Origin of the sequence: Bacillus cereus group sp. N6 (genome assembly GCF_016483705.1) — a bacterium.
GTDB classification, from domain to species: Bacteria; Bacillota; Bacilli; order Bacillales; family Bacillaceae_G; genus Bacillus_A; species Bacillus_A wiedmannii.
In genome coordinates, this window is record NZ_JAEHBI010000029.1 from 44,816 (window position 1) to 63,527 (window position 18,712).

Here is an 18,712-nt window from a genome sequence, read left to right on the forward strand (position 1 = left end):
TCCGTCTCCTTTTCTCACTTCTGAGAGAGACGCTGTCTATTCCATATCTCGATTATTCCGCTATTTGATATATTTTGGTTTGTTCTTCTAACCGGCTGTCCTTCTATTTCTTTCTCGTTCTTCGCAAACATCGTTGGTACGCCAAACGAAACTTTTTCTAAAATGTGACCCGCTTCTTCTGATAAACAATAATCAATAAATAAATCCGCAATAATACCATTCGGTGCACGTTTTAGTTTCGCAATCGCATTAACAGATAACCCTGTTTGCTCAGGTACAATACTTACAATTGGAAAGCCTCGTTTTTGAAGCATTCTCTGATCTCCCATGAAATTGATGCCTATCATATACTCACCGCTCGCAACAAGTTCCACTGGTATGTAACCATTCACCGTTACTTCACCAACTTGTCCTGCAAGGTTCTTCACATATTCCTTCGCTTCTACTTCACCTAAAGTATCAATAAGTGATTGAAAAAACGTATATGCTGTTCCTGAGACATTTGGATCTGGCATTACAATTTTCCCCTTATATACTGGATTTAATAAATCTTGCCACCTTGATGGATAAGGAAATCCAAGCGGTGCTATTTCTTCATTCCACCGCTCTTTATTGATCGCAATTGCCAGCTTCTCCACTTCATAACCGTACCAATAACCGTCTTTATCTTTAACAGTTTTTGAAATACGGTTCGCATGCTGACTCGTAACAGGAATAGATAGATTTTTTTGCTTCATCATTTGATGCGCGTCTACCGTACCGCCAATAATAATATCCGCTTTCGGATTTCCAGCTTCCTCTTCTACCCTCCGAAGAAGCTCTTCTGTCGAAAGACGAATAAATTCATACGTACAGCCGCGTGGTTTACAAAATGATGACAGCAAAGCTTCACCAACTTCCTCACGAGCTGCTACATACGCAACAAGATGACGATCATCCAAAATAGGGAGACCACTTTTATTATATTTAATAGAGGTTGTATCTCGAGAGCAACTAGACATCGCTCCTCCAATTACTAGCAAAAAGAAGAAAAAGGCTATCTTTCTCATGACACATTCTCCTTTACAAATAAATTTGCGAGGGAGCTTTTCATATACATAACATTCCCGTTATTATCGCCGAGATATTGCACAACAAAGTAAGATGGATATACAGAAATAGTAAGAATGTCTTCACGCTCATTCTTTATACGCTTCCCTGTTTTATAAGCGGTAATATAAGCAATCGGTTCATTCTGTGATTGTAATAATTTCTGTATTTCTCCGTAATCTGTAATTTGCTTTGCGTACCGAATCGAATCAAGTATGTGCGTAAGATTCATCGCACGTTCTACATCACCTTGGCGTACTATGACATCCTGCGCTGACGCAAAAAAATCACTAATACGTTCTGGTGTGTAATACAGGCTTAACAAATACGTTTGAAATGCTGAAATCATTGGGTCCGTACCATTCTTTCCGTACATATCAGCCCCGTACTGGAACAAGTCACCTACTGCAAAAGTACGTTTATGTCCATTCAAGTACGTTACTTCTCCAGTAAATACTTGTTCTTGATTCTTAGCTTCTCTCGGTTCTATTTGAATTCGGTCAAAGAATGAAACAATCGTATGCAAACGAACTTCATCCGTTATAACAATTTCTCCCCACTTTTCATGCCTAACCTTCATTTCAGTAGGCAGGGATTCATTCACTCTTTGTAAAACAGTTTGTTTGTCATTCACTATTGTGATTCGATTGTATATTTGCTTCTCCATCACATAAAACAAAATAAGAGAAATAATTATACAAAGAACAAACATAAGAATTTGAAATGATAGCCTTTTCATTTCTGCCTACCTCCAAGATAAAAAAACGTTGTTTCGAAAATACCGCATAATTGTTTCATAAATGTATCATTTAACCGCTTTCAAGTTTTTTATGTCTTCCATCCGTCTCGGAAGCAAAAATGTAATAAATATTGTAGTACCAATCTCTTCACTACTCTCAATTCGCATACTTCCGCCCTGCTTATTCATAATCTCCTGACAAATATACAAACCGTAACCATTCCCGTAACTAGAAGGCAGTACCTTCCCTTCTGGTGCTTCATTCCACTCTGCAAGCACACCTTCATCTATACCAATGCCATCATCATGAACAAAAGCCTTCGCCTCACGTTCATTTACAATTACATTCATACGAATTTGTGTAGCATCGCTATATTTTATCGCATTATCCAGCACGTTTAAGAAAATCTGTTTCGTCTTATCGAAATCCGCAACAACATGTACATCTGTTAACTCATTTATCACTTCAATCTCAAATTTCTGCAGACGAGGTTTCACAATTGAAACTGCTTCTTCTGCTAATTCCTTTACATTCACAACTGTAGGTGACACTTCAAACGTACTCTTCCCGTACTTTGAAGACTTAAGCAATTCCTCTACAAGTGATAATAAACGCTCACTCTCTACAGCCACATATCGCAGGCTCTCTTTTACATCTTCCTTCGCCTTTAACTTCGGAATTAAATCCACATAGCCAATAATCGCCGTTAACGGTGTTTTTAGCTCATGCGTAATGCGGTCTAAGAAATCTTTCTGCTTCTCTTTCTCCTCTTTCAATTGCTTAATATGCAGCTCAATTCCATCAGCCATCGCATTAAAAGATGCTGAAAGCTGAGCAATTTCCACATATTCATTTAGCTCAATCTTACTTTTATAATCCCCATTCGCAAGCCGCTTTGCCATTTGTTTTAACTGATCAATCGGCTTATGAAGAGACTTTGCCAAACGAATTGCAAAGAAAATACCTGCAGCTACGAGACAAAGAGACGTCATTAAGAACGTCCAGCCAACATTTGTTAAAACTTCCTTCTCACCCGTTAACTCATTTATAAAACGAACACTTCCGATGACATCGTTTCCATAATAAACTGGGCTTGAAAACAAAAGAATTGGAGCTGGATCTCCCTCTTCAAAAACATAAGACTTCTTCCCCTTCAAAGAACTTTCAATATCAATGTTCCGATGAAGAAGCGCTCCTTTTTGCGTATCCGCAACAACATCTCCATTCTTCCCAATCATCTGTACACGGACATCCATGCGCTTTGCTAAATACGAAGCAATTAAAAGTGAATTCGGACCGAGCGTCTCTACCTCTGCTTCCTTCTCTAAATAATTCATCGTATAAATTTGTGCTTCTACACTTAACTTCTCTAAAGAATTTGCCGCGTTATGATACATATTCTTTTCTAACGTAATATAAACAACTGCGTACAAAAGAACAAAAATCGGGATTAACAGTCCCACTATTCCAAACACCATATTCCTTTTTAAAGACATACCATCACCACTTAACAATCTAGTTTATAGCCAACGCCATAAATTGTCTTAATATATTCCCCGCTATTCCCTAGCTTCTTCCGCAGTCTTTGCACCATAATATCAACCGCTCTCGTATTTCCGATATACTCAAATCCCCATACTTTCTCAAGTAACTCATCTCTCATAAATACACGCTGCGGATTTGAAACAAACAACTGACATAAATTAAACTCTCGGTACGTTAACTGAATTTCTTGTCCACTAACATGCACTTTTCTTTCCTTAGGACAAATCGTTATCTCTCCTGCCCCAATTACTTCATGACTTACCGTTACCTCTGCCTTCTTCACACGCCGCGTCATATTCTTGACCCGAAGAATAAGCTCCGCATAATTAAATGGCTTCGTCACATAATCATCCGCACCAAGCTGCAGACCAAGCAATTTATCATTCATCTGACTCTTTGCAGTTAACATGAGCACTGGAATATCCCTATTCTTCTCACGGAACAAGCGAAGCAACTCGTACCCATCTGTATCTGGAAGCATAACATCCAAAATTAATACATCCGGTCCTTCATTCCATTTCTCTAAAGCTTCTCTTCCATCAGCCGCCGTGAGCACTTCATACCCTTCCATCTCCAACTGCATCCGAATCAAATTACGAATACTCGATTCATCATCAACTACAAGTATTTTCATTATTCTCCTCCTTCCATCCCGTATTATAGTACAGTTTAGTATAGCAAAAATCATACAAAAAAAGAGAGGGTATTGTCGAACATATGTTGAACGACAATACCCTCTCTTTCACTTATTATATTTTATTTAGAATACCCATTAGGTTGCTTCTGATGCCAATTCCAAGCATGCTCAATGATTGTCTTCACATTTACATACTGAGGATCCCATCCTAGCTTCTCTTTCGCTTTCTGAGAAGAAGCAACTAAACGTGCTGGATCTCCCGCACGACGTGGCGCTACTTCAGCTGGAATTTCATGATTTGTAACTTCACGAACTGCATCAACGATTTCTTTTACACTGAAACCATTACCATTTCCTAAGTTATAGAAATCACTCTCTCCGCCGTTCTGTAGGTCTTTAAGTCCTAAGAAGTGAGCTGCCACTAAATCTTCAACATGAATATAATCACGGATACAAGTACCATCTGGTGTATTATAATCATCACCAAACATCATAATCTTCTCACGTTGACCTAACGCCACTTGCAGCACAAGAGGAATTAAATGCGTCTCTGGGCGGTGATCTTCCCCAATAATACCATTTGGAGTTGCACCAGCCACGTTAAAGTATCTGAAAATTTTATAACGTAAATTAGAAGCTTGGCTATACCAATGAAGCATCTTCTCGATTGCTAACTTCGTTTCTCCATACGTATTCGTTGGATTTGTCATCGTTTCCTCAGTAATAAGGTCTACATCTACCTCACCATACGTCGCCGCAGTAGAAGAGAAAATAAACTTATCTACCTTAAACTCATCCATTACCTCTAATAAGCAAAGTGCACCATACACATTGTTATTATAATATTGAAGAGGCTTCTCCATACTAACTCCAACTAAAGAATCAGCTGCGAAATGCATAACCGCCTCAATATTTTCTTGTTTAAAAACATCTCTTAAAAATGCTTTATCACGAAGGTCGCCATTATAAAACTTCGCACCTTCCGTAATTGCATCCTCATGACCAGTTTGTAAGTTATCTACTACTACTACAGATAAACCTTCGTCTACTAATTTTTTCACAGCGTGAGAACCGATATAACCCGCTCCGCCGCAGATTAGAATTGAATTCATTGTATACCTACTTTCCTCATAGCTAAATTTTTAAGCTTATAACTATTTAATCTATAGCATATTATAGCATAGACATACATTTCAATTATCTATAGTGTGTACACTTAGGACTTAAAGATATTATTTAATATAGCCATTTTTATTATTGGATTGCCATCTCCAAGAATCTGCACACATTTCTTCTAAACCACGCATCGCTTCCCATCCTAATTCACGTTTCGCTTTTGATGCATCTGCAAAACATACCGCCACATCACCAGGACGACGCTCCGTAATTTTATAAGGAACTTTCTTGCCCGAAATTTTTTCAAATGCTTCAACCATCTCAAGCACACTATAACCTGTACCTGTACCAAGGTTATAAGCATCTACTCCCGTTGTATTCAATACTTTTTCAAGCGCTTTTACATGACCATTTGCTAAATCTACAACATGAATGTAATCACGGACGCCCGTTCCATCTTTAGTTGGATAGTCGTTTCCAAATACACTTAATTCTTTTAACTTGCCTACCGCTACTTGGGTTACATATGGCATTAAGTTATTTGGAATTCCATTTGGATCCTCTCCAATTCGTCCACTTTCATGTGCACCAAATGGATTGAAATAGCGAAGCAATGCAATACTCCATTCCTCATCTGCAAATGCTACATCACGCATCATCTGTTCAATCATTAATTTCGTTTGACCATATGGATTTGTTGCACTTAATGGAAATTCTTCCGTAATTGGTGATGTTTCTGGAATACCATATACCGTTGCAGATGAACTAAAAATCATCTTCTTCACATTATGCTTCTTCATAACTTCACATAGTACTAATGTACTTGTAATGTTGTTATGATAATATGTCAATGGAATCGCTACTGACTCTCCTACAGCCTTAAAACCTGCAAAGTGAATAACAGCTTCAATTATATTTTCTTCAAAAATTATATTAAGTGCTTCACGATTTAAAACATCTTCTTTATAAAACTTAAATTGTTTTCCTGTTATCTCTTTTATTCGATTGATAGATTCTACTGAACTGTTTGATAGATTATCTACTACAATAATTTCATAACCATTATTCAGTAGTTCTACACATGTATGACTACCAATATATCCTGCCCCGCCCGTCACAAGTATTGCCATAAATATGCCTCCAGTATTATTAAATATTAATAAAAAAGGAAACCACTTATCTTCATCAACAAATGATTTCCTTTTCACAGGTTTTATTTAGCTATGAAATAATCTATAATATATTTCGCCCAAATTTCATGTCCCTTTGTACTTGGGAAACCAAACTCCTCTTGCAAATATGGCAAAATAGCTTTTGTTGCTGCGTCAGGCCATGCTCCCCAATGATCTATATATGTATAACCATCTTGCGTCGCAAATTGCTTTAATGCCTCTATTGCCTTCGGATAATTCTTCGCACCATACACTGGGTTTGGTGGTTGAATCATAATTGTAGCGCCTTTTGCACTAGTAGAAAGTGCTTGAACAAAGTTCTGCGTACTCGCAACAGAGTTTCCATTACCAGTTTTACCATTGTCAGTAATAAATGGTGGCTCGAATAAAATCACATCTGGATTATCTTTCGCAATCTCTTTATCACGCTTATTTACGATTAACTCTTCTGTGCTTTCACCCTTATATTCCTTTACCGTCACATTCCATAGACCTTTACCATAAGCAGCTTCTAAATTAGCCGTTAACTTAGCTGCCCAAGCATCTTTTTCAGATGAAGAAGCTTCATCACCAACAATAACAAGATTGACTACCTTTTTATCCTCAGCAGCTTTTTTTAACTTCTCTTTCACTGCATCTGGTAAATTCTTCGCATATGCTTCATTAAAAGACGACTTTGCATCTTGTTTTTTCTCTGTTTTCTTCGCTCCGCTATCTTTCACTTCAGAATTCGTTTTCGTTACCTCACTCGTCTGCCCTGTCGCATTCGCAACTTTCTTATTCCAGTATAATTTACCGCTCACAACCGAAGCGACAAACAATACAAAAATAACTAGGACAAGTACTGCTTTCTTATTCATCGATTCACCTCATCTATTAATCTCACAATATATAATACTAATATAAATCCATGCAAAAATAAACCCAACTCCTACCAAAGGAGTTGGGTTATTACATATTACTTAGTCACTTCAAGATGTGCTCTTAACTTATTCGTAATATCTTGTTTCGCTGCATCTGGAACATAGTAGTACCAAATACCATCAGCGGCTTTATGGCCGTCACCTGGGATTTGGATTTCTTCACTATTCTCCATGCAATCTTTATAGTTCTTTTGAATTTCAAACATTTGTTCTTGCGTTAAACTTGTTTTAACGTTTTTCTCAATTGCTTTTAATACATCACCATAACTAGCTAGAGAAGATACGCTTGCACCCTTTTTAATTACCGCTTGGATAACTTGGCGTTGACGCATTTGGCGGCCAAAGTCACCACGAGGATCATCATATCTCATCCGTGAATAATGTAATGCTTTCGTGCCATCTAAGTGAATATTACCTTTTTCAAAATGAATATTTTCATATTGGAAATCTAAATCATTATTTACATCTACACCACCAACAGCATCAACAACATCCTTAAACCCATCCATATTCACCTCAATATAGTGATCGACTGGTACATTCAAAAAGTTTTCCACTGTTTTTACAGACATGTCGATACCGCCAAATGCGTAAGCATGATTAATTTTATCCTTCTTACCTTTCCCGATTATATCAGTATAAGAATCACGCGGTATACTTGTAATTTTCATTGACTTCATTTTAGGATTTAAGGTAAATAATATAAGCGAGTCTGATCTTCCAGTTTCCTTTTCCCTTTGATCTACTCCCATCATTAATATAGAAATAGGTTTTTGATTAGAGATATCTACTTGCTCTTCTCGTTTATCAGATTTATCACGTTTTAATGGTTGATGGACAGTATCTAACGTTTTAGAGACATTAGAATATACATAATAAGCATAACCCCCACCAGCAATTATTAAAAAGGCCATTATACTTATAATCCATATTACAATCTTTTTTTTCATCTCTTATACCTTCTCCTGAATAATATAGTTTAATTAATTCAAGGATATCTCATTATTATATATCCTTATTGGATTTTTTCTAAAAAGTCTTGTACTCTTCGGATCATTGAATCCCGGCATGTGGCCTTTTTATAACTTTTCGAAGCAATTTCCTCCCTTAATGCACTATTATTTAGGTAGTATTCTACTTTTTTTACTAAGTCCTGCACGTTCTCGTATATAACAATTTCATCATTCTCTTTGAAAAAGTTAGGTAATTCCTCATTGCAATCGGTCAATTGGAAAGAATTGGTTGCAGCTATTTCAAAAGTCCTTGGATTTACGCCCTTATGATTCTCAAAATTAATATTCAAACATATCTTACTTCTGGAATATAGTTCATTTAATTGGTATGGTTGAATATTTTTATTCCTAACCACTTTGTGTAAATGACGGTATTTCAATTTTGAATAAATGTAACTAATCGGTTTTTTTAGTTCCCCGTACTTTCCAATTATAACTATATTTAACCCATTATTACTAAATACTTTTACCAATTCATTTAAAATTTCTTTTCTGTTCCTATACCCATAACCAACAAAACAAAAATCAATATCTTTCACACAATTAATGGGGTAATAAATTTCCGCATTATAACCCATTGGTATATAAATAAATTTTTCCTTTGGTTTTACAAATTGATCATCATTTTTATCAAAAGAAACAATATAATCATATTGCTTCAATGTGCTGAAAATTTTTGGGAAACGATGTAAGGAATCCATCATCCATAAAACTAATTTTATTTTTGGATTTTCCTTTTTAATTGTAACTAGAGTTTCCTCTAAAATATAATCCCCTTTAATAAGAATGACAAAGTTAGGGTTATACTGTCCAATCTTTTTCAAAATCAATTTATTAAAATCTAGTATTCTTTTATTTTTAAAAGCATGAATGGATACCTTAGGAAATAAACTGTATTTCAGTACATCTGTGAAGCCTTTATTTTCATACTCATAAGATAAAATATCTGTATCTATTCCATTTTTATTAAACGATATCGCCAATGATTCGTTATAATCAAAAAAGCTTGGCCCTATAATTAAAGCTTTCATCTGTTAACTCTCTCCCTATAATTAATGGGTTAATATGAACTAAATAAATGATTATCAAAAAAACTATTAAATCATTATCATATCCTACATACTGTAAGGATGTTACCGCAAACCATGAAAAAATTAAAATTAATCTATTATATAACTTTGCAGATATCCTTCGATATGAGCGATAATAAGAAATTAGCATTAATACATAGAGAGATGTTCCTACAAAGCCAAAATCAAGTAACATATTTAAAAATACATTATGCATATTGTTTTCACCAATATAGTAATACGAGTACCTGCTTAAAAAATTAGCCGTACTCAATAATCCATTTCCTATGAAATAACTAGTTTCTAGAAAATTATCTAAAAATGTATTCCAATATATAAGTCTAATATAACCGCCATCTGTAATATCAAAATTTATACGAAGTAAATCATCTATTTTCACAAATAAAAGACAAAACCCTAACACCATTGGCAGCATTGCAAATACTTTTATATATGTTTTTTTTGATTTTATCACTGTAAATAGTATATATATACCCAAAGCACCGAAATAAGTTAATTGTGCAGTTCTACTTAAACATAATATTGCGTTGCACACGGATAATATTAAAAGTAGCATATTTTTCTTGGTAAATTTGAATTTATTAATAACTATATAGAAATAACAAATTTGTGCTAATATTATTTTTGTTGCCAAAATATTCTTTGAATAATTACCCCAAAATAGTAACTGGGGATTCTCAGTTATTTTATAGGCTGTCATTGAATCTGCTGTATGAACAATTAAAGAAAATAAATCTAATTTATAATATAGATACATATATTGTACAAAACTAAGCACTATAATCACTTCAAATACTAATAAAGTTCTTTTCCAAAATTTATCATCTATAATCTTTTCACCACTGTTTATTACAGTAAAGAAAAATAATAAATTAACTATCATTTTTGATAGCATCTTTAAATCTTCCGAGCTATATTCATTTTGAATTATATATATTAGAATACCCCAAAATAGAAAACTCAAAATTAATAAAGTCCATTTCTTAACCGCATATCCACCGTTATACAACAACAGTATATTAGTACTAATTACAAAAAATCCAAATATTATTGGATATACATTAGAATTAATTATAAAAATAGACAAAATACTTATATAAAATAGAAATTGAATTGTAGTTTTTATTTGAATGTTCATGATTATTCTCTCTCAATTTTCTTATATTCTAAAAATCCTTTGATTCTAAAATATACAGAGTTCCAACTTCTTCTCAACTTCTCTCTATTGAAAGTTACTATGGCACCTATCAATTTTAAAAAATGATAGCATATAACTTTAATAAACAAAATAGCAGTATAAAAATCCAAATTTGATTTTATAAATCCACCAAAACCTAAGGCATAGCTTTTCACTTTATCCATGCTCAACTCTTTGCTAGGATGAGGATGATAGACCTTAATATTTGGATTATATTCCACATGGGAATTTTTGGTATATCGATACACAATATCAGTATCTTCACATGAACCAAAATACGTCCCCACCCCAAGTTTCTCATTAAATTTATACAAATCTAATGTATTTTTATAAAACATCGTTATGGAAGATACTTTAGTAAAGAAATTCTTTTCATTAATCTTCATAGAACTTTTAGGCCATTTACGTATCACATCATTCTCTGCCTTGTCAATTATCCTTCCTAAAACTAAATTGGAATTCACGTGATTTTTAAATGTTAATTCTACTTCATTCAATGTATCAATATAATATTCACAATCATCATCCGGAAAAGCAATATATTCACCTTCCGCATACTGTAAACCAAGATTTCGATTGTGAGATAATCCCTTTTTATTACTCTTAATATGCAAAATATCCATATTCTTATATTGTAAAACTATCTTCTCTAGATTAATTTCTTCTGAATCATTTTGATCTACAATTATAATTTGAATTTTTCCTAAGTCATATTCACTTCGATTGATACTTTCTAGAAAAAGAGCAATTTCTTCATCTCGACCATATGTAGCCATTATTAAAGAAAATTTATATTTCATCGTAAATCCTCCATACATTACTATTTCATATAAGCTGATAATTTTCTTTTCAAAGGTATAGGGATTATTCTGTGAACTTTACCTAATTTATAAGCTATAAACTTCACAAAATTTTCAACGAAAGCATATATAAGTAAACTCTTATTATTTTTCAAAAGGAACTTTGTTTGTTCTCTTACCATTTTAGCTCCTTCTTTTTCATTAGATACATATTGTAGCAAGTAACTCGTCGACTCGAATGCCATTCCTATATCAAAATATCTCTTAAATTGTTGTTTTAAGTTATAATTATGAGAATGAAAAACCTTTGCTTTTGGATTATAGATTACGTTCTTTCCATCTAAAATAACTTTAGATGCTAATATTAAATCCTCGTTTAATATTACTTTTTCAGGAAATCCATTGTATGGATTTTCAAATAATGTTTTTTTATACATACAACATACATTGGAGCAGAAAAATGTTTTTATCCCTAAATTTTTTATTTCAGCTGTTTTCTTTACTATCTTTTTATCAGGGTAATTAAATCCTCGTGCGAATTTCTCCAATACACTAGCGTCTTCTTTAGGAATTTGTCTCGCAAAACAAATTACATTCTCAATATCTTCTAATTCCTCAAGTAAACTCATTATTAAATTATTATCAACAGGTATGGCATCTTGAGTCATATATAAAAGGTAATCGCCTGTTGCCATCTTTGCTAATTTATTTCTTGTTCCCCCATGATCAAATAATTTATTCTCAATTTCTACTAGTTTAACTTCTAAAAATTCATTTTTAACGATCTCTAGAGTGTTATCTGTAGAACTAGAATCTACCAAAATCACCTCTAAATCCATGCCCATTGGCATAGATTGTTCATATATTTTTTTCAATAATATTCTTATTTCATCCCCTGCATTATACGTAGGAATTAATACTGAAACTTTCTTCATCTGTTTTCTCCTTTATTTATATATCCCTTTATAAAAGAGCATTATACTAAACTGACCTTTAAACAATTACAATTGTTTAAAGGTCAGTTTATCAATTAAGTAAAAAGCTATGATTAGCACTATATATATTACTAAACCTTTTAGCCAATACATAGACGAGGTACTTAAAAATACTATGATTACAAAAAACATATATAAATTTTTCACAAATATGTTGACTTTTAATTTTTTCGCAAAATATATGTCATTATATACTAACCAAATACAGAAACCTAAAAGGTTTAAAATAGCTATATCATTAATCCCTAATTGAAGATATATTCCGACAGAATTTAAAGTAATTATAACAAAACAAATTATCCAATTATTTCTATTGAAATCTTTTTCTAGCCTCAATGTCTTATATAAATTTACGCCTAACAACATAATACTCGCTTGTGTAATAATACTTGGATATAACCATCTTGTAATTTCTAAGGCAGGAACATAATCAGGTAAAATTCTTATGACTATTGGTTTTATTATGAAAAACGAGGAAAGAGCTATTGCTCCTCCTACAATTAAATAACTATAGAATTCCGAGTATAATTTTGATAATTTATTAACTTCAGTTCTCCTAATATATGTGTAAAAATAAGAGGAAAAAGCTGAAATAAAAGAAAAAGCTAGACCTAACAAGGTTACAGCAAATGCATAAAATGTAAAATCTTCTAATGTATAAAAATTATCAATCAAAACCCTAGCCACACTAAGAATTACTACACTCATTAAGTTTCCTATTAAAATATAAATTCCAATTTTGAAATTTTCACTAATATCTGTTTTCATTTCTTTAATATCTGTTTTCTCTCCAAAAACAAATGCTCTTGAGCGCATTATATACAGTATTAATATTAATAAATATGCTACTGTTTGAACTAGAACATATGGAATATAAGTATTGATTTCAGCAAATACCAAAGTTAAAGTTCCTAACAGTAAAATTAAGTTTTGTATAAGCGTAACTCTCGAAAAAATTTTAAATTCTTTCGTTATTTGATAAACAAAGTTAAAATATGCTATTAAATTTACTAGTATTAAATTTATACTTACAAACAAATAGACAATTTGTCTATCTACCTGTTTTATAAATAAAAATATTAGTACACTTAATAAGATTCCTATTATTATTTGAAATACTAATAGGAATCTAAAATATGTCCGAAACCTTTCTTTCGGTAAATCATCCAAACTATATTTTCCATACTTTACAAAAATACCATCATTAAAACCAAAGTGTGCTATCCCAACAAAACTTAAATATAAAGTGAATATACGTAAGTAACCATACTGCTCTACCTCTAATACCTTAGGTACCAACAATGCCATTACAACCCCTACAAGAATTGTACTGATATTAGCTACTAATACTCTTATTAAATTATTATTAATTTTATAATTCTTAATAGTTGACTTAATATTAGGGCACCTCTTTAAAATTAATATTTAAGAAAATCCCACAAAATTTATCATTTATTTTCTAAAAGATAAGCTTTTAAAGCCTCTTTCCAATCTTGTACAGAGCTAAATCCTTCATCTTCAATTTTTTGTTTACTTAATACTGAATAATGTGGACGTGCTGCTGGTCGAGGGAACTCCTCTGTTGTCACCGGATTCACCTTAACTTCTATGCCTGCTTGATTGAAAATCTCTACAGCAAATTCATACCAAGAACAAACTCCTGTATTTGTCGCATGATATATACCGTACTTTTCAGAACGAATTAATTCAATCATAAAACGTGCCAAATCTACTGTATATGTAGGTGAACCTATCTGATCATGAACAACACTAATTTCATCATGCTCTTTTCCTAAACGTAGCATCGTTTTCACAAAGTTATTTCCAAATACCCCAAACACCCAAGCTGTACGTACAATAAAGAATTTATCTACATATTGTTGTACAAACGTTTCACCTGCTAATTTTGTTTCACCATAAACCCCCAATGGTTTTGTAGGTTCACTAGTTTCATAAGGACTTTTTGCTGTACCATCGAAAACATAGTCGGTACTAATGTACAACATTTTCGCCCCTATTTCTCCTGCAGCTTGTGCTAAATACTTTGTACCTAGTCCATTTACTTTATAAGCAGTTTCTGCATCTTCTTCTGCTGCATCAACATTTGTATAAGCTGCACAATGCATAATTGCATCTGGCTTAATTTTATTTATATAAGCTTGTACAGCCTCATTATTTGTTATATCCAACTCTTCACGATCAATACCGTATACTTGTAAATCTGTATGTTCTAATTGTTTCAAAACGTCTTGTGCAAGTTGACCTTTTGCTCCTGTTACAATAACTTTCATTTACTTAACCTCTAATCTATTACCATATTGATTATCAAAGTATTCTTGGTATTCTCCAGAGATAATATTCTCCCACCAGTCTTGGTTTTCTAAATACCAGTTAATCGTTTGTTCAATTCCCGTATCAAAGTTATATTTTGGTGACCAACCTAACTCCTCACGAAGTTTTGTTGCATCAATTGCATAGCGGCGGTCGTGTCCTGGACGATCTGTCACATATTGAATTAAAGATTCTGGCTTATCTAACGCTTTTAAAATTGTTTTTACAATTTCAATATTTGTACGTTCATTATTTCCACCAACATTATATACTTCACCATTTTCCCCTTTATGAAGTACCAAATCAATAGCTTGACAATGGTCTTCAACATGTAACCAGTCACGTACATTTAATCCATCGCCGTATACAGGTAACTGCTTATTATTTAATGCATTAATAATCATTAATGGAATTAATTTCTCAGGAAAATGGAATGGCCCATAGTTATTGGAGCAACGTGTAATATTAACAGGTAAGCCAAATGTTTCATGATATGCACGAACTAGTAAGTCTGCCCCAGCTTTACTTGAACTGTATGGACTATTTGAAGCTAAAGGTGTTTCTTCTGAGAAATAACCTGTATCGCCTAAAGTACCATATACCTCATCTGTTGAAACTTGCAAATATTTTTTCACTTGCGCATTTTTTGCTGCATCTAATAGCACTTGAGCTCCTTGAATATTTGTTTGAATAAATATATCTGGATTAGTAATACTTCTATCCACATGTGATTCTGCTGCAAAATTTAATACATAGTCAAATTTTTCTTCTTTGAATAGTCGATTGATAAACTCGCGATCAGCTATATCACCTTTAACAAATTTATAATTAGGTAAGCTCTCAATCTCTTTTAGATTCTCTAAATTTCCTGCATACGTCAATGCATCTAAATTGACAAGGTTATATTCAGGATATTTCTTTACCATATAACGTACAAAATTACTTCCAATAAATCCTGCTCCACCTGTTACTAATACTTTCATGTTGCTCCTCCTTAATTTTCATATACAAAATTAATATTTGCTTCTTCCAACATTGGATGTTTGTTATCTTTATCCGATAGTATTGGATTACTTACTGGCCAGTCTATTCCTAGCGCTGGATCATTCCATAAAATACCAGAGTCATGTTCTGGAGAATAATATTCATCTACTTTATAAGCGACAGTTGAATTAGGTACTAATGTACAAAAACCGTGCGCAAATCCTTTTGGTACAACTAGCTGACGCTTATTATGTTCACTTAAAATAACACCTATCCATTGACCATATGTAGGTGAACCTTTACGAATATCAACCGCTACATCATAAATGGCACCAGTAATACAACGAACTACTTTTGTCTGTGCTTTAGGATTTAATTGAAAATGCAAACCACGTAATGTTCCAACAGGCACTGATAATGATTGATTATCTTGAATAAATTCATATTTTAAACCTAACTTATCAAATGCATCTTTATTATAACTTTCCATAAAATATCCACGATGATCCCCAAATACATTTGGCTCTAAAATAAGTACATCGGGAATTTTTGTCTCAATAATCTTCATATTCAATACTCCTTTATTGATAAATTGGTTGCTTCTGCTTACTTTGCTCTGCCAATTTCATTAAATATTGACCATATTGATTCTTTTTCATAGGCTCTGCCAGAACTAATAATTGCTCTCGATTAATATATCCTCTTCTAAAAGCAATTTCTTCTAAACAAGCTACCTTTAAGCTTTGACGCTTTTCAATTGTTTCAATAAATTGTGATGCCTCTAATAATGATTCATGCGTACCTGAATCCAGCCATGAGAAGCCACGTCCAAGAATCTCTACATTTAATTCATTCGCTTCTAGATATACTTTATTGATATCTGTAATCTCTAACTCACCACGAGCTGATGGTTTAATATTTTTAGCAATCTCTATAACTCTATTATCATAAAAATAAAGCCCCGTTACTGCATAATGAGATTTGGGATTTTCTGGTTTTTCTTCAATAGATATAGCTTTTCCGTTCTCATCAAATTCAACTACTCCAAAACGTTCTGGGTCATTTACATAATACCCAAAAACAGTCGCTGCATTTTGACGTCCTACAGCATTTTGTAGTAATTGGGTTAAGCCATGTCCATAAAACATATTGTCCCCTAATATTAGAGCGACTGAATCATCACCAATAAAATCTTCTCCAATAATAAATGCTTGTGCCAATCCATCCGGTGATTCTTGTACTGCGTATTCAAGGTTAATTCCAAACTGAGAACCATTCCCTAGGAGCTCCTCGAAACGTGGTGTATCCTGTGGCGTAGATATAATTAAAATATCCTGGATTCCAGCCAACATTAATACTGATAATGGATAGTAAATCATCGGTTTATCGTATACTGGTAACAATTGTTTTGAAACAGCTGTAGTAAGTGGATACAAACGTGTTCCACTTCCTCCGGCTAAAATAATTCCTTTCATGATCATAAATCTCCTTTATTATAAAATTAATAAGCACCCTTACGTAAAATTACATTTATAACTGTAAAAATTATAATCTTAATATCAAAATATAAAGAAGCATTGTCCACATAATGAAGTTCTAAATCTACTCGTTCTGGATAACCAACATCACTTCTCCCACTTACTTGCCAATATCCCGTAATCCCTGGTTTAACAGATAAAAACTCACGTTCTCTATGACCGTATTCCTTTAATTCTTCTTTTACCACCGGCCTTGGACCAACAAGACTCATGTTACCTTTTAAAACATTAATGAATTGAGGTAACTCATCTAGGCTTGTTTTTCTCAAAAAATGTCCTAATTTGGTAATGCGAGGGTCTTCATTTGGTTCTAATTTATAATTATTAGCAACATATTTTTTATATAATAGTTCATTTTCTTTTAATTTCCCCTCTGCATTTACAATCATTGAACGGAATTTATAAATATGGAACTCTTTACCATCCTTACCCATTCGGACTTGTTTAAAAAATACAGGTCCTTTATTATCCCCCCACATATAAAGGATTGAAATTACGATGAAAATTGGGGAGAAAATCACTAACCCTAATATAGCGCCTATAAAATCTAATATTCTTTTAAAAAACAAGTAAACTATACTTTGATTTTTTATTACCAGCTCTTTCGATTCAACTGAAGTACCTACTATTTTTCTACTTTCCAACTTTATCTCCCCCCTTTTATAAACATCTCTGCTTTTACAGTCTCACTAATATATTCTAATAATCTTTCCCTTAGTTCCACATGCTGCAATGCCATTTCAATCGTAGTCTTAATAAAACCAAACTTTTCTCCAACATCATAACGGGTTCCTTCAAAATCATACGCAAATACGCGTTGAATTTCGTTTAGGTGTTGAATCGCATCTGTCAATTGAATTTCGCCACCTGCTCCTGTTTCTTGATTTTCGAGGAATGCAAAAATTTCTGGTGTTAATACGTAACGACCCATAATTGCTAAATTAGATGGTGCTGTTCCTTGAGCTGGCTTTTCAACAAATTGGCGCACTTGATAACGGCGGTCATTTTGTTCAACTGGATCGATGATACCGTAGCGATGTGTTTCATTTTCAGGCACCGTTTGTACACCAATTACAGATGATTGTGTTTCTTCATATTGGTCCATCAATTGACGTAAGCACGGTGTCTTTGCCTGGACAATATCGTCACCAAGTAATACTGCAAACGGTTCATTCCCAATAAATTTACGGGCACACCATACTGCATGTCCCAAACCTTTTGGTTCTTTTTGTCTTATGTAATGAATATTAATTTTTGATGATGCTTGTACTTTTTCAAGTATTTCATACTTTCCTTTTTCTTGTAAGTTTTGTTCTAGCTCAAAAGAATGATCAAAATGATCTTCAATTGCGCGCTTCCCTTTTCCAGTTACAATAATAATATCTTCAATTCCTGATTCTATCGCTTCTTCCACTATGTATTGAATTGTCGGCTTATCGACAATTGGTAACATTTCTTTCGGCATCGCTTTCGTTGCTGGTAAAAATCTTGTGCCAAGGCCAGCAGCTGGGATAATCGCTTTCCTTACTTTTTTCAATTA

At 33.2% G+C, this 18,712-nt stretch carries 19 protein-coding genes; all 19 read right to left on the bottom strand.

Annotated features, from left to right (window positions below):
* Nucleotides 1–14: 14 nt before the first annotated feature.
* The 19 genes from JDS99_RS19395 to galU all read right to left on the bottom strand — a co-directional run bounded on the left by JDS99_RS19395 (nucleotide 15) and on the right by galU (nucleotide 18,709).
* Nucleotides 15–1,049: an ABC transporter substrate-binding protein gene (locus JDS99_RS19395; protein ID WP_199695539.1), complete on the bottom strand. Its 1,035-nt coding sequence runs from the start codon at nucleotides 1,047–1,049 to the stop codon at nucleotides 15–17.
* On the bottom strand, nucleotides 1,046–1,828 hold the full coding sequence (locus tag JDS99_RS19400) for a DUF3919 family protein (RefSeq protein ID WP_199695540.1): 783 nt from the start codon (nucleotides 1,826–1,828) through the stop codon (nucleotides 1,046–1,048). The genes JDS99_RS19395 and JDS99_RS19400 overlap by 4 nt, the downstream gene beginning before the upstream one ends.
* Nucleotides 1,829–1,894: 66 nt before the next feature.
* Nucleotides 1,895–3,325, bottom strand: a complete 1,431-nt coding sequence (locus JDS99_RS19405) for a HAMP domain-containing sensor histidine kinase (RefSeq protein WP_199695541.1) — start codon at nucleotides 3,323–3,325, stop codon at nucleotides 1,895–1,897.
* Nucleotides 3,326–3,336: 11 nt separating this feature from the next.
* Nucleotides 3,337–4,008 (bottom strand): response regulator transcription factor, encoded by a 672-nt coding sequence (locus JDS99_RS19410; protein WP_064476140.1) that lies wholly within the window; start codon nucleotides 4,006–4,008, stop codon nucleotides 3,337–3,339.
* 122 nt (nucleotides 4,009–4,130) lie between these two features.
* The gene (gene galE / locus JDS99_RS19415; protein ID WP_088064842.1) at nucleotides 4,131–5,123 is read right to left on the bottom strand and encodes a UDP-glucose 4-epimerase GalE; all 993 of its coding nucleotides are present in this window, start codon (nucleotides 5,121–5,123) and stop codon (nucleotides 4,131–4,133) included.
* Between the two features lie 120 nt (nucleotides 5,124–5,243).
* On the bottom strand, nucleotides 5,244–6,257 hold the full coding sequence (gene galE / locus JDS99_RS19420; protein ID WP_199695542.1) for a UDP-glucose 4-epimerase GalE: 1,014 nt from the start codon (nucleotides 6,255–6,257) through the stop codon (nucleotides 5,244–5,246).
* 83 nt (nucleotides 6,258–6,340) lie between these two features.
* On the bottom strand, nucleotides 6,341–7,159 hold the full coding sequence (locus tag JDS99_RS19425) for an SGNH/GDSL hydrolase family protein (RefSeq protein WP_199695543.1): 819 nt from the start codon (nucleotides 7,157–7,159) through the stop codon (nucleotides 6,341–6,343).
* Between the two features lie 98 nt (nucleotides 7,160–7,257).
* Entirely contained in the window at nucleotides 7,258–8,172 is a 915-nt protein-coding gene (tagU, locus tag JDS99_RS19430) for a polyisoprenyl-teichoic acid--peptidoglycan teichoic acid transferase TagU (protein ID WP_199695544.1), read from the bottom strand.
* 65 nt (nucleotides 8,173–8,237) lie between these two features.
* A complete protein-coding gene (locus JDS99_RS19435) occupies nucleotides 8,238–9,266 on the bottom strand; it encodes a CgeB family protein (RefSeq protein WP_199695545.1) in 1,029 nt (342 codons plus the stop codon).
* Nucleotides 9,232–10,464, bottom strand: a complete 1,233-nt coding sequence (locus tag JDS99_RS19440) for an O-antigen ligase family protein (protein WP_199695546.1) — start codon at nucleotides 10,462–10,464, stop codon at nucleotides 9,232–9,234. The genes JDS99_RS19435 and JDS99_RS19440 overlap by 35 nt, the downstream gene beginning before the upstream one ends.
* A 2-nt stretch (nucleotides 10,465–10,466) precedes the next feature.
* On the bottom strand, nucleotides 10,467–11,324 hold the full coding sequence (locus JDS99_RS19445; RefSeq protein WP_199695547.1) for a glycosyltransferase family 2 protein: 858 nt from the start codon (nucleotides 11,322–11,324) through the stop codon (nucleotides 10,467–10,469).
* 20 nt (nucleotides 11,325–11,344) lie between these two features.
* A complete protein-coding gene (locus tag JDS99_RS19450) occupies nucleotides 11,345–12,259 on the bottom strand; it encodes a glycosyltransferase family 2 protein (protein ID WP_199695548.1) in 915 nt (304 codons plus the stop codon).
* 66 nt (nucleotides 12,260–12,325) lie between these two features.
* Nucleotides 12,326–13,627 (bottom strand): lipopolysaccharide biosynthesis protein, encoded by a 1,302-nt coding sequence (locus tag JDS99_RS19455; protein ID WP_199695549.1) that lies wholly within the window; start codon nucleotides 13,625–13,627, stop codon nucleotides 12,326–12,328.
* A 140-nt stretch (nucleotides 13,628–13,767) separates the two neighbouring features.
* Nucleotides 13,768–14,610 (bottom strand): dTDP-4-dehydrorhamnose reductase, encoded by an 843-nt coding sequence (rfbD, locus tag JDS99_RS19460; protein ID WP_199695550.1) that lies wholly within the window; start codon nucleotides 14,608–14,610, stop codon nucleotides 13,768–13,770.
* A complete protein-coding gene (gene rfbB / locus JDS99_RS19465) occupies nucleotides 14,611–15,633 on the bottom strand; it encodes a dTDP-glucose 4,6-dehydratase (RefSeq protein WP_199695551.1) in 1,023 nt (340 codons plus the stop codon). It abuts the gene before it with no gap.
* Between the two features lie 11 nt (nucleotides 15,634–15,644).
* Complete coding sequence (rfbC, locus tag JDS99_RS19470) at nucleotides 15,645–16,202, bottom strand: dTDP-4-dehydrorhamnose 3,5-epimerase (protein WP_000691184.1); 558 nt, start codon at nucleotides 16,200–16,202, stop codon at nucleotides 15,645–15,647.
* A gap of 13 nt (nucleotides 16,203–16,215) precedes the next feature.
* The gene (gene rfbA / locus JDS99_RS19475; RefSeq protein WP_199695552.1) at nucleotides 16,216–17,109 is read right to left on the bottom strand and encodes a glucose-1-phosphate thymidylyltransferase RfbA; all 894 of its coding nucleotides are present in this window, start codon (nucleotides 17,107–17,109) and stop codon (nucleotides 16,216–16,218) included.
* A gap of 26 nt (nucleotides 17,110–17,135) precedes the next feature.
* Nucleotides 17,136–17,816: a sugar transferase gene (locus JDS99_RS19480; protein ID WP_199695553.1), complete on the bottom strand. Its 681-nt coding sequence runs from the start codon at nucleotides 17,814–17,816 to the stop codon at nucleotides 17,136–17,138.
* A 2-nt stretch (nucleotides 17,817–17,818) separates the two neighbouring features.
* Nucleotides 17,819–18,709, bottom strand: coding sequence for a UTP--glucose-1-phosphate uridylyltransferase GalU (gene galU, locus JDS99_RS19485; RefSeq protein ID WP_199695554.1), 891 nt, complete (start codon nucleotides 18,707–18,709; stop codon nucleotides 17,819–17,821).
* Nucleotides 18,710–18,712: the final 3 nt, after the last annotated feature.